This window comes from Halomonas heilongjiangensis, from assembly GCF_002879645.1.
GTDB lineage: Bacteria > Pseudomonadota > Gammaproteobacteria > Pseudomonadales > Halomonadaceae > Halomonas > Halomonas heilongjiangensis.
Genome location: NZ_PNRE01000100.1, coordinates 1 through 13049, shown reverse-complemented (window position 1 = coordinate 13049; position 13049 = coordinate 1). Strand labels below are relative to the sequence as shown.

12 protein-coding genes are annotated in these 13049 nt (G+C 66.7%); 9 read left to right on the top strand and 3 right to left on the bottom strand.

Annotated elements, in window-relative coordinates; translation table 11 throughout:
* The first annotated feature begins 8 nt into the window (after window positions 1–8).
* The 6 genes from C1H66_RS20565 (at window position 9) to C1H66_RS20540 (ending at window position 5341) form a co-directional block, all read left to right on the top strand.
* The gene (locus tag C1H66_RS20565) at window positions 9–1151 is read left to right on the top strand and encodes an FAD-dependent monooxygenase (RefSeq protein ID WP_102629741.1); all 1143 of its coding nucleotides are present in this window, start codon (window positions 9–11) and stop codon (window positions 1149–1151) included.
* A complete protein-coding gene (locus C1H66_RS20560; RefSeq protein ID WP_102629740.1) occupies window positions 1148–1654 on the top strand; it encodes an acyl-CoA thioesterase in 507 nt (168 codons plus the stop codon). Before C1H66_RS20565 ends, C1H66_RS20560 begins: the two co-directional genes overlap by 4 nt.
* Window positions 1651–2412, top strand: a complete 762-nt coding sequence (locus C1H66_RS20555; protein WP_102629739.1) for a maleate cis-trans isomerase family protein — start codon at window positions 1651–1653, stop codon at window positions 2410–2412. The genes C1H66_RS20560 and C1H66_RS20555 overlap by 4 nt, the downstream gene beginning before the upstream one ends.
* A gap of 69 nt (window positions 2413–2481) precedes the next feature.
* Entirely contained in the window at window positions 2482–3456 is a 975-nt protein-coding gene (gene dctP, locus C1H66_RS20550) for a TRAP transporter substrate-binding protein DctP (RefSeq protein ID WP_102629738.1), read from the top strand.
* Window positions 3457–3523: 67 nt separating this feature from the next.
* The gene (locus C1H66_RS20545; protein WP_170064205.1) at window positions 3524–4048 is read left to right on the top strand and encodes a TRAP transporter small permease; all 525 of its coding nucleotides are present in this window, start codon (window positions 3524–3526) and stop codon (window positions 4046–4048) included.
* Window positions 4049–4051: 3 nt separating this feature from the next.
* Window positions 4052–5341 (top strand): TRAP transporter large permease, encoded by a 1290-nt coding sequence (locus tag C1H66_RS20540; protein WP_102629736.1) that lies wholly within the window; start codon window positions 4052–4054, stop codon window positions 5339–5341.
* A 46-nt stretch (window positions 5342–5387) separates the two neighbouring features.
* Here C1H66_RS20540 and C1H66_RS20535 read toward each other — a convergent pair whose 3' ends face one another.
* The 3 genes from C1H66_RS20535 to gcvA form a co-directional block, all read right to left on the bottom strand.
* Window positions 5388–6359 carry an arsenic resistance protein gene (locus tag C1H66_RS20535; protein WP_102629735.1) on the bottom strand — a complete coding sequence of 324 codons (972 nt, stop codon included), beginning with the start codon at window positions 6357–6359 and terminating at the stop codon, window positions 5388–5390.
* A gap of 312 nt (window positions 6360–6671) precedes the next feature.
* Window positions 6672–7508, bottom strand: a complete 837-nt coding sequence (locus tag C1H66_RS20530) for an MOSC domain-containing protein (RefSeq protein ID WP_102629734.1) — start codon at window positions 7506–7508, stop codon at window positions 6672–6674.
* Between the two features lie 18 nt (window positions 7509–7526).
* The gene (gcvA, locus tag C1H66_RS20525) at window positions 7527–8423 is read right to left on the bottom strand and encodes a transcriptional regulator GcvA (protein WP_102629733.1); all 897 of its coding nucleotides are present in this window, start codon (window positions 8421–8423) and stop codon (window positions 7527–7529) included.
* A gap of 123 nt (window positions 8424–8546) precedes the next feature.
* Here gcvA and amaB point away from each other — a divergent pair, with 123 nt between their 5' ends.
* From amaB to nhaC, 3 genes are all read left to right on the top strand, one after another.
* Window positions 8547–10040, top strand: a complete 1494-nt coding sequence (gene amaB / locus C1H66_RS20520) for an L-piperidine-6-carboxylate dehydrogenase (RefSeq protein ID WP_102629732.1) — start codon at window positions 8547–8549, stop codon at window positions 10038–10040.
* A gap of 156 nt (window positions 10041–10196) precedes the next feature.
* Complete coding sequence (gene amaA / locus C1H66_RS20515) at window positions 10197–11477, top strand: L-pipecolate oxidase (RefSeq protein WP_102629731.1); 1281 nt, start codon at window positions 10197–10199, stop codon at window positions 11475–11477.
* 49 nt (window positions 11478–11526) lie between these two features.
* The coding region (gene nhaC / locus C1H66_RS20510) for a Na+/H+ antiporter NhaC (protein ID WP_102629730.1) at window positions 11527–13049 on the top strand (1523 nt) is incomplete at its 3' end.

Here is a 13049-nt window from a genome sequence, read left to right as displayed (position 1 = left end):
GTATCAATATGAAGATCAACGTTCTCGGTGGCGGCCCCGCGGGTCTCTACTTCGCCTATCTCGCCCGCAAGCGCCTCGGCGAGGTGGACATCCACGTCCACGAGCGTAATGCGCCCGACGCCACCTTCGGCTTCGGCGTTGTCCTGGCCGGCGCGGGCCTGGCCCGGCTGGAGAAGGCGGATGCCGAGAGTTTCGCCCGGCTGCGCAGCATCACCAAGCGGCTCGGCAACCAGGAGATCATCCTGAACGGGCAGGCCGTCTCCATCGAGGGGGAGGAGTACGGCGGTGCGGTCGAAAGGCTGCAATTGCTGAAGGTGCTGCAGGAACTCTGCGCCGAGGTCGGCGTGCATGTCACCCACCATGACGACATCACCGACATCGAGGCACTGGAGGATGCCGACCTGCTGGTCGGCGCGGACGGCGCTAACTCGACCCTGCGCCGCACCTATTCCCACGCCTTCGGCACCCATGGCAGCCAGCTCTCCAACGCCTTCGCCTGGTACGGCGCCGAGCGAGTGCACGACTGCCCGACACTCAGCTTCCGCAACGCCGGAGGAGGCGCCTTCTGTGCGCATTACTACCCCTACACGGATCGCCGGTGCACCTTCGTCATGGAGTGCGATCGCGCCGCCTGGGAAGGCTGTGGCTTCGGCGAGATGACCGAGGAGCAACGGCAAGCCTTCGTCGAAGAACTCTATGCGGAAGAGCTGCAGGGTGCCCCGCTCATCTCCAACAAGTCCGAATGGCGGAACTTCCAGCCGGTCTGGAACGATCACTGGACCTACGGCCACCGGGTGCTGATCGGCGACGCCGTCCGGCGGGCGCACTTCTCCATCGGCTCGGGCACACGGATCGCGATGGAGGACTCCATCGCCCTGGTCAAGGCCCTGGCGGCGAAGCGCGACATCCCGACGGCACTCGCCACCTATGTGGCCACCCGCAAGCCGGCCGCCGACAAGCTGATCGGCGCGGCCCAGGAGAGCTACGCCTGGTACGAGGACATGGGCCAGCATATGCAAGCCGACAGCCCCCACGCCTTCGCCCTCGATTACCTGACCCGCACCAGCCGGGTCGATTCGACGCGCGTCGCGTCCGACTACCCCGCCTTCATGAAAGCCCTCGCGGCCGAACGCGTGAGGATGACCCAATGACGCCCTGTGCCTTCTTCCCCTCGACGGAGGCCGTCATCGGCGAGGCCCCGCTGATCATCCGGCGCGTGGTGCGCTGGGGTGACTGCGATCCCGCCGGCATCGTCTACACGCCGCGCTTCCTCGACTACACGATCTCGGCCCACGAAGCCTTCATCGGTCTGATGCTGGGCGGGCCGCTCCACAGTACCAAGGCGAACCTCGGGGTGAACTTCCCGGTGCGGGGCGTCGAGCTCGACTTTCGCTCACCGCTGCCGGTCGACACCCAGTTCGACATGGAGGTTCGGGTGGGCGAGATCCGCTCGCACACCTTCGACCTCCACGTCACGGCCACAAGGGTCGCCGCCGAGCCAGCGCACCAGGGGCCGGTCGCCTTCCTCGCCCGCATCAGCCCGGTCACCGTGGATGGCGCCAGCTGGACCGCCGTGCCCCTGCCGAACGCGCTGAGATCCCGGATCGCGGCCTATGCCGACGCCTACCCCCTGCACCCGGAGACATCGCTATGAAGACCTACCGGATCGGGCAGATCGTGCCCTCCTCCAACATCACCATGGAGACCGAGATCCCCGCCATGCTCCGGCAGCGGGAGGCCATCCGCCCGGAGCGCTTCACCTTTCATTCCAGCCGGATGCGCATGAAGAAGGTGACGCCGGAGGAACTGGCCGCGATGGACCGCGACTCCCTGCGCTGCGCGCGCGAGCTGGCGGATGCCGACGTCGACGTGATGGGTTACGCCTGTCTGGTGGCGATCATGAGCCAGGGGCTCGGCTATCACCGCACCGCCAGAGCGAACCTGGAAGGCGCGGTCGCCGAAGAGGGGAAATCGATTCCCGTCATCTCCTCGGCCGGTGCGCTGGTGGAAGGACTCAAGGAGCTGGGCATCAAGCGGGTCAGCCTGCTCATGCCCTACATGAAGCCGCTGGCCGCCAAGGTCACCGAGTACATCGAGAGCGAGGGATTCGAGATCCAGGACAGCCTGGCACTGGAGATCGAAGACAACCTCGCTGTGGCCGCGCGCGACCCGATGGCCCTCACCGAAGACGTGAAACGGCTCAACACCAAGGGCGTCGACGCCGTGGTCCTCTCGGCCTGCGTGCAGATGCCGTCGCTGGCGGCACTGGCACCGGTCGAGGCGCGGCTGGGCATCCCAGTGACCTCGGCCGCGGCCTGCACGGTCCGTTCGATGCTCAAGGCCATGCGCCTGGAGCCGGTGGCCCCCAAGGCAGGCGCCCTGTTGTCCGGCGCCTTGGCACCGACCCACTGACCGGTCGACAAGCCCCGTATCACTACCCGCAGCCGGTCGTCCCGGCTGCCAACTCAGAGGAAAGCCCCCATGAAAACAATCACAACAGTTCTCGCCGCCGCGCTGCTCACGCTTTCCGCGGGCACGGTTCAGGCCATGACCCAGGTCCGGATGCTCAAGACCTGGGACGATCGCTATCCCGGCTCAACGGTGATCTGCGATCGCTACGCCGAACTGCTCGAGGAAGCCTCGAATGGCGAGATCAAGGTCCAGATGATGGGCCCCGAGACCATCCCGCCACTCGAGCAACTGGAACCCACGCGCAACGGCCTCTTCCAGGTCCTCTGCACCTATCCCGGGTTTCACACCGGCTCCGCCACCCTGTTGACCGGACTGGAGAGCATCCGCCCCGACGCCGAGGCCTTCCGTGAAAGCGGGGCGATGGACGTGATCCAGGAGACCTATGCCAGCCTCGGCGTGCACGCCATCTCGGTACCGCTGGGACATGGCTACTGGATCTATCTCAACCGCGACCTGTCGAGCCGCGACGACCTGAGCGGGCTGCAGATACGCGCGCTTCCTCCGCAGCACCCCTACATCAGCGCGATCGGTGGCACGCCAGTGGTGATGTCCCCGGCCGAGATGTTCAGTGCGCTGGAACGTGGTGTGGTGGACGGCGCGCTCTTTCCGGCCGCGGGAGCGGCGGGTTACGGCTTCGCCGAGGTCACCCACCAATACTTCGATGCTGGAGCTACCGCCCCCCATATCATCGTGGCCAATGCCGCCTTCTGGAACGCCTTGCCCGAGGAGGTGCGGGCGATCTTCGAAGCGCAGGCGGAAGTGCTCGAGCACGAGGTTCCCGCGACCTATGACCGCCTGAATGCCGAGGAGCACGACAAGATGGCCGCCGCCGGCATGGAACGACTGACGCTCAACGGCGAGGTCGCCGACACGCTGTCCGAGGCCATCGTCAGCGGTGCCTGGAGCTTCGCCGCGAGCCGCAACCCGGATGCCGCCGAAGAACTTCGCGCCATCGTCGAAGCGGCCGGGCTGCTCAGCAACTGAAGCGATGATGTGCCGGGATCGTTCCGCCCAAGAAGAATGACCCGGCATGTCAACGGGAGGACAACACATGCTACCCCTGCTCACGAAAGCCCACGACGCCACCAGCGAACTCGGGCTCTATACCGGGCTGCTCGCCCTGGCCCTGATCGCCCTGCTCACCTTCATCGGCACGATGTCGCGTTATTTCATCGGCGCACCGATCGGATGGATACCGGACTGGTCGACCTACCTGCTGGCGGGATCCATCTTCGTCACCGCCCCCGCGGTCACCAAACGCGGGCTGCATGTCAGCATGGACATGCTGCCTTCGCTCCTGGAGGCGTCCATCCTGCGCAAGGTGGTGACCGCCATTGCCGCGGCCTTTACCTTCGCGATTCTCGCCGTGATGAGCTGGCTCCTGCTGCGTAGCCTCACCGACGCCTGGGCCTCCGGCACGACCACCGCTGCCGCCTACCCGATCCCGCGCTGGTGGCTGCTCGCGGTCCTACTGTACGGCTTCGCCTCCTCGGGACTCCACGTCCTGCGGGCAGGCCTCGCCGCCCTCTTCGTCGATCCCGCCGTCTATGCCTCCGGGCCTAGCGAAGGAGCCTGACCCATGGCGATCTATGCCGGTTTCCTCACTCTGGCCGGGCTCTTCCTGCTTGGCGTCCCCGTCTTTGCTGCCTTCTTCGGCTTCAACATCATCGCCGCCGTCCTGCTGATGGGGCCGCAGATGCTGTCGATCTTCTCGGCCTCGATCCTCGATACGGTCACCACCGCGGAGCTGGTCACGGTGCCGCTGTTCATTCTCATGGGGGAGCTGCTCTTCCGCTCGGGCTGCATTGCGATCCTGTTCGACGCTGTCGACGACATCATTGGCCGCATCCGCGGCCGGCAATATGTCATCGTCGTGGTGATCTCGGTTCTCCTGGGCGCGCTCTCTGGCTCGGCCGTCGCCGTGGCCGCCATGCTCGGCCGCACCGTCATGGTCGAAGGTATCAAGCGCGGCGGTGATCGCAAGCTGCTCGCGGGTCTCATTCTCGGGGGCTCCTGCCTCGCCCCGATCATCCCGCCGAGTTTCCTCGTCGTGCTGATCGGCATGCTCTCGGGCACCTCGATTTCGGCACTGCTCGCGGCCGGCGTGCTACCAGGCCTCGTCGCGGGGGCACTCTTCTTTCTCTATGTCCAGATAACGCTCCACCTCGATCCCACCCGGGACCTCGAGCGCCCGGAGACCCGGTCACGGCGGCCCATCTGGATGGCCGTGATATCGCTGATGCCGTTTTCCATCGTGATCTTCTCGGTCCTGGGGCTGATCCTGCTCGGCATCGCCACCCCCAGCGAGTCCGCCGCCAGTGGCGTCGTGGGTGCCCTGGTCATCGCCGCGATCTATCGCAAGCTCACGGTGAAGATGGTGGTCGAAGCCCTGAAGGGGGCCATGCTGATGTCATCGATGATCCTGCTGATCATGGCGGCCTCGAAGATTCTCACTCAGCTGATGGCGTTCTCGGGATTCACTCACGAGCTGGTGGCCTTCCTCACGGCCCTGGACCTCTCGACGCTGGCGGTCCTGATCCTGCTGATGCTGATTCCCTTCGTGCTGTGCATGTTCCTGGATCAGATCGCGCTGATGTTGATCCTCATCCCGATCTACAAGCCGTTGCTTGCCATCTTCGGGTTCGACCCACTGGTCTTCTGGACGCTTTTCCTCCTGAACCTCACCCTCGGTGCAATCACGCCGCCCTTCGGCTACGCCCTGTTCGCCCTCAGCGCCTCGAGCCCACGCGAGGTGAGTCTGAAGGACATCTATGCCGCGGCCTGGCCGTTCATCGGCCTGATCGTCTTGACGATGGTCCTGACCTACAGCTTCCCGGCCCTGGTCACCTGGCTTCCCTCACGCATTTGATCCGGAAGGCAGGGCGAACCCGTCGAGCGAAGTATCAAGCCCTGGCTCAATGGTCTCGCCCGTCCAGCATTGGAAACAGCCGCCTCGGCACCAGCCACAGGAAGAGCAGCATGCCGAACAGCTCCACCAGCGACTGAACGACCACCACGATCACCGCCGCCTCGAGGCCGGCCGGTAGCGCCAGGGCCAGCGGCAACACCACGAAGGAGTTGCGCGAGCCGAAGCTGAAGGCCAGCACCCGGCCCTGGGCGGCCGGCAGCCGGAAGGCCCAGGCCATGAGACGCGCCAGCAGCGCCGCGATGATCAGGAAGGCCACGAACACCGGCAGCAGCCAGCCGATCAGCCCCGGGGCACCGACCACCTGATCGACCTGCCCTGCCGCCACCGCGAACAGCACCAGCGCCAGCAGCGGGATCGGCAGCCAGCCCAGCCCCTCGATCAGCCGCCGGCGCCTCGGCGCCCGGCCGGCCCAGTGCTCGGAGATGAAGGCCGCCGCCAGCGGCAGCAGGATCAGTCCGCCGAAGGCCAGCAGCAGCTCCCGCTGGATCAGGCCGGCCAGCCCCGCCTGGCCCAGGAACAGCCAGAGGTAGAGCGGCAGCAGGACGAGCTGCAGCAGCAGGCTCAGCGGGGTGAAGGCGATGGCGGTCGGGGTGTCGCCCCCGCCGAGGTGGGTGAAGGAGAGAAACCAGTCGGTACAGGGCACCAGCAGTACCAGCAGCACCCCGAGCCGCAGCGCCGGGTCCGCCGGCAGCCACTGCACCAGGCCCCACACGACCGGCGGAATCACCACGAAGTTGCCGAGCACCGCCGCGGCCAGAAAGCGCGCATTCGCCAACCGCCGATGCAGCCCCACCAGGGGCACCTGGGTGAAGGTCGCATAGAGCAGCAGACCCAGCAGCGGCCAGAGCAGGGCCTCGAGCACGCCGACCCTGCCGGGTGAGTGAGTGCCCACCGCCAGGCCGGCGAGGACCGCCGCCAGGTAGAGGAAGACCTGGTACTTCTCGAGCCGGTCACGCATCGACGGTGCGTTTCAGCAGGATGCTCACTGGCGTACCTCCTGGGGTCTCCTCACAAACTTCTCGACGATGGCGGCATATCCGCCGGAAAAGGCGCCGAGGCTGCCCCTATGGGGTCAGACCCCAACCAGGTCACGAAGCCCGTCATGGTGCGCCTTGCGAGCGGATTCGACGCCGCCGGGGTCTGACCCCATAGGCACCGGCAGCGCTGGCAGTCCACCGCCAAAACACCCTCAACATACTGATGTTTCCAGCAAGAATCCTGGGAGTTCCTCAGGGCCTCCCAGCGCCGGTAATCCATCGCCGGGTCGACCTCAACCGGCCGAGGTTTCCGCTTCCAGCGTATCGCCCACCCGGATCGTCCGGTCCTCGCCGTCCAGCAGGGTGGCGTTGTGGCCGAAATAGGCCCCCGTCGCCAGGCTCATGCCGGCCAGGGTCCGTAGCGGCTCCTTCGGTGCCGGGGCCTCGCCGGTCTGCTGGTCGAGGGTGATGATCTTGCAGCGCTGGCAGGGCTTGCGCATGCCCAGCCGATAACCATCGCCGGCCAGGGCGTCCCAGCCGTGCTCGGCGAAGGGAGCGCTGCCCTCGACGACGATGTTGGGCCGGAAGCGGGCCATGGGGACCGCGTCCTCCCCCTTGGCCACGAGCACCTCGTTGAGGACCGCCAGCGACGACTCGGCCGTCACCAGGAACGGGAAACCATCGGCGTAGGCGGTATGCGCCTGCTCGCCCTGCTGGTAGCGCGGGTCCACGCGACGCTGCTGATCCGGCGCGAAGCGCACCAGCCGCAGGCCGCTGCCCTTCCAGTCGCCCAGCACCCGGCCCAGCCAGTCGGCGGCCTCGGCGCCCTCATCGAGCCCCTGGCACTGGTCCTCCCAGACATGGGTGGTGACCCGCGGCTGGTCGTCCCGCGCCAGCGCGATCCGCAGCGGCGGGACCTCGGGGTGTTCCAGCACCAGCGCCTCGGCGTCGAGGCGCACCGCCACCTGGGCCATGCGCGGCAGCTGGCGCTGGGTGACGAAGCGGCCGACATCGTCGACGACCATCCAGTGACGATCGAAGGCGAGCCCGCGTGGGCCCAGCGTCGCCTGCTCGAGGGCGATGCCGCGCAGCGACTTGACCGGATAGATGTTGAGCTGGGTGATGCGCATCCTCGACTCCCTGGATCGTCACTGAACCCCTTGAATTTTATCATGGATCCAATCCACGAATGAGCGGACCTTGCCCACTTCCGCCATGTGCTCCGGGTAGGCCATGTAATAGGCGTCGCGGCTCCTCAAGCGGAAGCCCCAGGGAATGACCAGCTTGCCCTCCTCGAGCTCCTCCTGGGCGAGAAAGTGCGGCAGCAAGGCGACGCCACAACCGGCCTGGGCGGCGCGCAAGGCCATGTAGAACGAATCGAACCGCGGGCCATGGTAGCTGTGCTCGGTATACTGCTGCTGGGCCTCGAACCAGTCATGCCAGGCCTCCGGGCGAGTCGCGCTCTGCAGCAGCACCAGCCGGGTCAGGTCCAGCGGCTCATCGATCGCCAACCCATCCAGGATGGCGGGAGCGCAGACCGGCACCATCTCCTCATCGCGTATCTTGATGCACTCCGTTCTCGGCCAGGCGCCATGACCGAAGAAGAACACCACCTCGACCCGCTCTTCCTCCATGTCGAAGGGCTCGGAGCGATTGATGATGTTCAGGTTGATATCGGGATGGCGATAGCGAAAGCCATTGAGACGCGGAATCAGCCAGCGGGCCCCGAAGGTCGGCAGGGTGGCCACGTTCAGGACATCGGACTTGCCACCATAGGACTGCATGTAGCGCGTCGACATCTCCACATGGGCGAGGATCTTGCGCGCCTCGTTGAGATACACCGCCCCTTCCGGCGTCAGCTGCAGGCGCCGCCGTATGCGCCTGAAGAGCGGATGCTGGAGCATCGACTCCAGCTGGGCGACCTGCTTGCTCACCGCGCTCTGGGTCAGGCTCAGCTCGTCGGCGGCCCGCGTGAAGCTCAGGTGCCTGGCGGCCGCTTCGAAACACTGCAGCCCGGCAAGGGAAGGAAGGTGCGGTCGACTCATGCTGGCCACCCTGGGTCACGAAAATAAGGAATGATGTTTGGATTAAACATCGTTTGCTGGCGCTTCACCACCCTGGTGATACTGCGTTCATATGATCCACTGACGACAACGATAGGAGAAAGAATGATTAACGCTATCATGCAGCGCCTCGGCGTTGCCGCCGAGCAGTATCAGCAGGGCGACCTGGTGGTCACCACTCCCATCGACGGCAGCGTCATCGGCCGCCTCACGCCCGCCACCCCCGACCAGGTCGATGCCGCCATCGACGCCGCCCAGCAGGCCTTCCTGGCTTGGCGCGAGGTCCCCGCCCCGCGCCGCGGCGAGCTGGTCCGGCTATTCGGCGACCAACTGCGCCGCCACAAGGAGGACCTCGGGGCGCTGGTCACCTGGGAGTGCGGCAAGATCCTCCAGGAGGGCCTCGGCGAAGTTCAGGAGATGATCGACATCTGCGACCTGGCCGTGGGCCAGTCGCGTCAGCTCTTCGGCTTGACCATCGCCTCCGAGCGCCCCGGCCACCACATGCGCGAGTCCTGGCATCCGCTGGGCCCGGTCGGCCTGATCACCGCCTTCAACTTCCCGGTCGCCCCCTGGGCCTGGAACGCGGCCCTGGCGCTGGTCTGCGGCGACAGCCTGCTGTGGAAGCCTTCCGAGAAGACCCCGCTCACCGCGCTGGCCTGCCAGGCGCTGCTGGAGCGCGCCATGGCCGAGTTCGGCGATGACGCCCCCGCGCATCTCAGCCAGGTGATCATCGGCGAGCGTGAGCCGGGTGAACGGCTGGTCAACGACCCCCGCGTGCCCCTGATCAGCGCCACCGGCAGCACCCGCATGGGCCGCGAAATCGGTCCCCGTGTCGCCGCGCGCTTCGGGCGCAGCATCCTCGAGCTGGGCGGCAACAACGCCATGATCCTGACGCCCAGCGCCGACCTCGACATGGCGGTGCGTGCCATCCTGTTCTCGGCGGTGGGCACCGCCGGCCAGCGCTGCACCACCCTGCGCCGACTGGTGGTTCATGAGTCCATTCGGGCGGAGGTCGTCGAGCGCCTGAAGCAGGCCTACGCCGGCATCTCCATCGGCAACCCCCTGGAGGGCAGCCTGATCGGCCCGCTGATCGACCGCCAGGCCTTCGATGCCATGCAGGCGGTGCTGACCCAGGCCCGCGAGCAGGGCGCCAGGGTGTTCGGCGGCGAGCGCCGGCTGGGCGAGCAACACCCCGAGGGGTATTACGTGGCACCGGCCATCGTCGAAGTCGAGGCCCAGGACGAGCTGGTCAGGAACGAGACCTTCGCGCCGATCCTCTACGTGCTCGGCTACAGCGACCTCGATGAGGCCATCGCCCTGAACAACGACGTGCCCCAGGGGCTGTCGTCGTGCATCTTCACCACCGACGTCCGCGAGGCCGAGACCTTCGTCTCCGCCGTCGGCAGCGACTGCGGCATCGCCAACGTCAACATCGGCCCCAGTGGCGCCGAGATCGGCGGCGCCTTCGGTGGCGAGAAGGAGACCGGTGGCGGCCGCGAGTCGGGCTCCGATGTGTGGAAGACCTACATGCGTCGCCAGACCAACACCGTCAACTACTCCCGCGAGCTGCCCCTGGCCCAGGGCATCAAGTTCGACTGATACCACCGGGGCGAACAGGCCGCCGCCCTGGCGGCGGCCTATTGGCGGACACACATCCTCTCGGGGAAAAGAACAATGTCAGAGCCGCTGGCAAGAGAGCAATGGAGTCGCCGCTCGCCGAGGCCTTCGGCAACCGGTCCAGGCACGGGAGTCATCATGAAGGAGCGTTGTCTTTGGTATGACACGTCGCCGGAACCCCCCTTGAACCTGGCCCCGCTGCTGGGCGACCACACCGCCGAGGTGGCGGTCATCGGTGGCGGCATCACCGGGCTCAGTACCGCGCTGCACCTCGCCGAGATGGGCGTCGGTGTGACCCTGATCGAGGCAGGCGACATCCCCACCGGTGCCTCGGGACGCAACGTCGGCCTGGTCAACGCGGGACTGTGGATTCCGCCTGATGACATCCTCGAGGCACTGGGCGAGGAGATCGGCGAGCGCGCCAACGCGGTGCTCGGCGGCGCGCCCGCGGAAGTCTTTTCGCTGATCGAGCGCCACGGCATCGATTGCCAGGCGACCCGCACCGGTTCCCTGCACCTGGCCCACAATGGCAAGGGCGAGCAGGAACTCGTGCGCCGCGCCGAGCAGTGGCTGCGACGCGGCGCCCCCGTGGAGCTGCTCGAGGAAGACGCCTGCCGACAACGCGTGGGCACCCGGCGCATCCGCCGCGCCCTGCTCGACCACCGGGCCGGCACCCTGAACCCCACCGCCTACACTCGGGGCCTGGCGCGTGCCGCCAAGGAGGCCGGCGCACACCTGCATACCCACAGTGCCGCCACCGCCGTCACCAGAGAGGGGGATGACTGGCGGGTGACGACCGACAACGGCAGCGTCAAGGTCCAGCGCCTGGTGCTCGCCACGAACGCCTATACCGAGGATCGCTGGAACGAAGTCCGCCATCACTTCTTTCCCGGCCACTTCTTCCAGGTCGCCTCCCGGCCGCTACCCGCGGAACTCGCCGGAGACATCCTGCCCGAGCGTCAGGGTGCCTGGGATACCCGCCTGGTGCTGAGCAGCATGCGACGCGATGCCGAAGGGCGCCTGATACTCGGCAGCCTGGGCCGTGGAGATGGCAGGCCGATGTCCTATCTCCGCTGCTGGGCCAACCGCATCCAGCGTCATTACTTCCCCCAACTGGGCAGGGTCGATTGGGAATGCACCTGGACGGGACGGATTGCCTTCACACCCGACCATACGCTGCGTCTCTTCGAGGTCGCGCCCGGCGTATTGGGAGTCTCGGGCTACAACGGACGCGGCGTCACCACCGGCACCGTGGTGGGCAAGGGTTTTGCCAGATACTTGGCGACCGGCGATGACGCCTCGCTGCCCTTGCCGATACGCTCCCCCCGGCCGATACGGGCCAAGTCCCTCCGGAGCTCGAGCTACGAAAGTGGCTTCACGCTCTACCACACGGGCCAGTGCCTTCGCGTACTGAGTTGAGTCTGGCCCAGCCACAAAAACAATACATACCAACCCCAAGGTAATCGACATGACAACTCCAGAAGGTCCGATCGACTATCAAAAGCCAGGCCTGTTGCTGGCGCTCACGCCCGTCGTCCTGACGTTGCTGGTACTGGCGGTACAACTGTTCTATTTCGGCGACTTCACTCCCCACATTCCCCTGGCCATCGGCCTGGCGATCACGGCCCTGGTCGGCGTCAAACTCGGTTTCCGCTGGAAACAGATCGAAGAGGGCATCTTTCACGTCATCCACGTGTCCCTGCCCTCCGTCTCGGTGTTGATCTGCGTCGGCATGATCATCGGCGTGTGGATCGCCAGCGGCACCGTGCCGACCCTGATCTACTACGGCCTGACGATCCTCTCGCCGGCCATCTTCCTGGCGGCGGCCATGCTGCTCTGCTCGGTCGTCTCGCTGGCGCTGGGCACCTCCTGGGGCACGGTCGGCACGGTGGGCCTGGCGCTGATGGGCATCGGCGCGGGCTTCGATATCCCGATGTACTGGACCGCCGGCGCGGTGGTGTCGGGCGCCTTCTTCGGCGACAAGATCTCGCCGCTCTCCGACACCACGAACCTCGCTCCGGCGGTCACCGGCACGGACGTCTTCTCGCATATCAAGAACATGATGCCGACGACGATCCCGGCGATGCTGATCGCCTTCGTCATCTACCTGGTGGCGGGCTTCACCCTGATCGACGACGATAACGCCTCCTTCGAGCGGATCGATGCCATCACCGCCGCGCTGCAGGCGAACTTCACCATCTCGGCCTGGCTGCTGCTGCCGGCGGTGCTGGTGATCGCGCTCGCGGTCAAGCGCATGCCACCCATCCCGTCGCTGTTCGCCGGCGCCCTGGCCGGGGCGGTCACCGCCATGCTCGTGCAGGGGGTCGGCGTGCACGATGTGCTGACCTATGCCAACAGCGGCTATTCCATCGACACCGGCGTCGCCGCCATCGACAGCCTGCTCAACCGCGGCGGCATCCAGTCGATGATGTGGACCATCTCGCTGGTGCTCATCGCGCTGGGCTTCGGCGGCGCACTGGAGAAGACCGGCTGCCTGGAGGCGATCATCCGCGCGATCATGACCAAGGTGCGTAGCTTCGCCGGGCTGCAGACCTCGGCGGTGCTGACCTCGGTGTCCACCAACCTGGTCGCCGGCGACCCCTACCTCTCCATCGCCCTGCCCGGCCGCATGTACGCCCCCACCTACCGCGGCATGGGCTATTCGACCCTCAACCTGTCCCGCGCCATCGAGGAAGGCGGGACCCTCATCTCGCCGCTGATTCCGTGGAACGCCGGCGGGGCCTTCGTGATCAGCGCCCTGGCGCTCGGCATCGCCGACGGCAATGTCGAGAACCTGCTGTACATCCCGCTGGCCTTCGCCTGCTGGCTGTCCCCGGTGATCGGCCTGGTCTATGCGCAGACCGGCCTGTTCTCGCCCCGGGCCAGCGAGGAGGAACGGCAACTCTGGCAGGAGCAGGGCGAGGCCATTGCCACCGACCTGGGGGCCGCCGGCCCGGCCGCCAGCGAAGCGCCCATCGCCAGCCCGCGGCC

What these genes read in the sequence shown, in the direction of transcription:
- C1H66_RS20565 (WP_102629741.1), top strand. Translation starts at nt 9, where the DNA reads ATGAAGATCAACGTTCTCGGTGGCGGCCCCGCGGGTCTCTACTTCGCC.
- C1H66_RS20560 (WP_102629740.1), top strand. Translation starts at nt 1,148, where the DNA reads ATGACGCCCTGTGCCTTCTTCCCCTCGACGGAGGCCGTCATCGGCGAG.
- C1H66_RS20555 (WP_102629739.1), top strand. Translation starts at nt 1,651, where the DNA reads ATGAAGACCTACCGGATCGGGCAGATCGTGCCCTCCTCCAACATCACC.
- dctP (WP_102629738.1), top strand. Translation starts at nt 2,482, where the DNA reads ATGAAAACAATCACAACAGTTCTCGCCGCCGCGCTGCTCACGCTTTCC.
- C1H66_RS20545 (WP_170064205.1), top strand. Translation starts at nt 3,524, where the DNA reads ATGCTACCCCTGCTCACGAAAGCCCACGACGCCACCAGCGAACTCGGG.
- C1H66_RS20540 (WP_102629736.1), top strand. Translation starts at nt 4,052, where the DNA reads ATGGCGATCTATGCCGGTTTCCTCACTCTGGCCGGGCTCTTCCTGCTT.
- C1H66_RS20535 (WP_102629735.1), bottom strand. Translation starts at nt 6,359, where the DNA reads ATGCGTGACCGGCTCGAGAAGTACCAGGTCTTCCTCTACCTGGCGGCG.
- C1H66_RS20530 (WP_102629734.1), bottom strand. Translation starts at nt 7,508, where the DNA reads ATGCGCATCACCCAGCTCAACATCTATCCGGTCAAGTCGCTGCGCGGC.
- gcvA (WP_102629733.1), bottom strand. Translation starts at nt 8,423, where the DNA reads ATGAGTCGACCGCACCTTCCTTCCCTTGCCGGGCTGCAGTGTTTCGAA.
- amaB (WP_102629732.1), top strand. Translation starts at nt 8,547, where the DNA reads ATGATTAACGCTATCATGCAGCGCCTCGGCGTTGCCGCCGAGCAGTAT.
- amaA (WP_102629731.1), top strand. Translation starts at nt 10,197, where the DNA reads ATGAAGGAGCGTTGTCTTTGGTATGACACGTCGCCGGAACCCCCCTTG.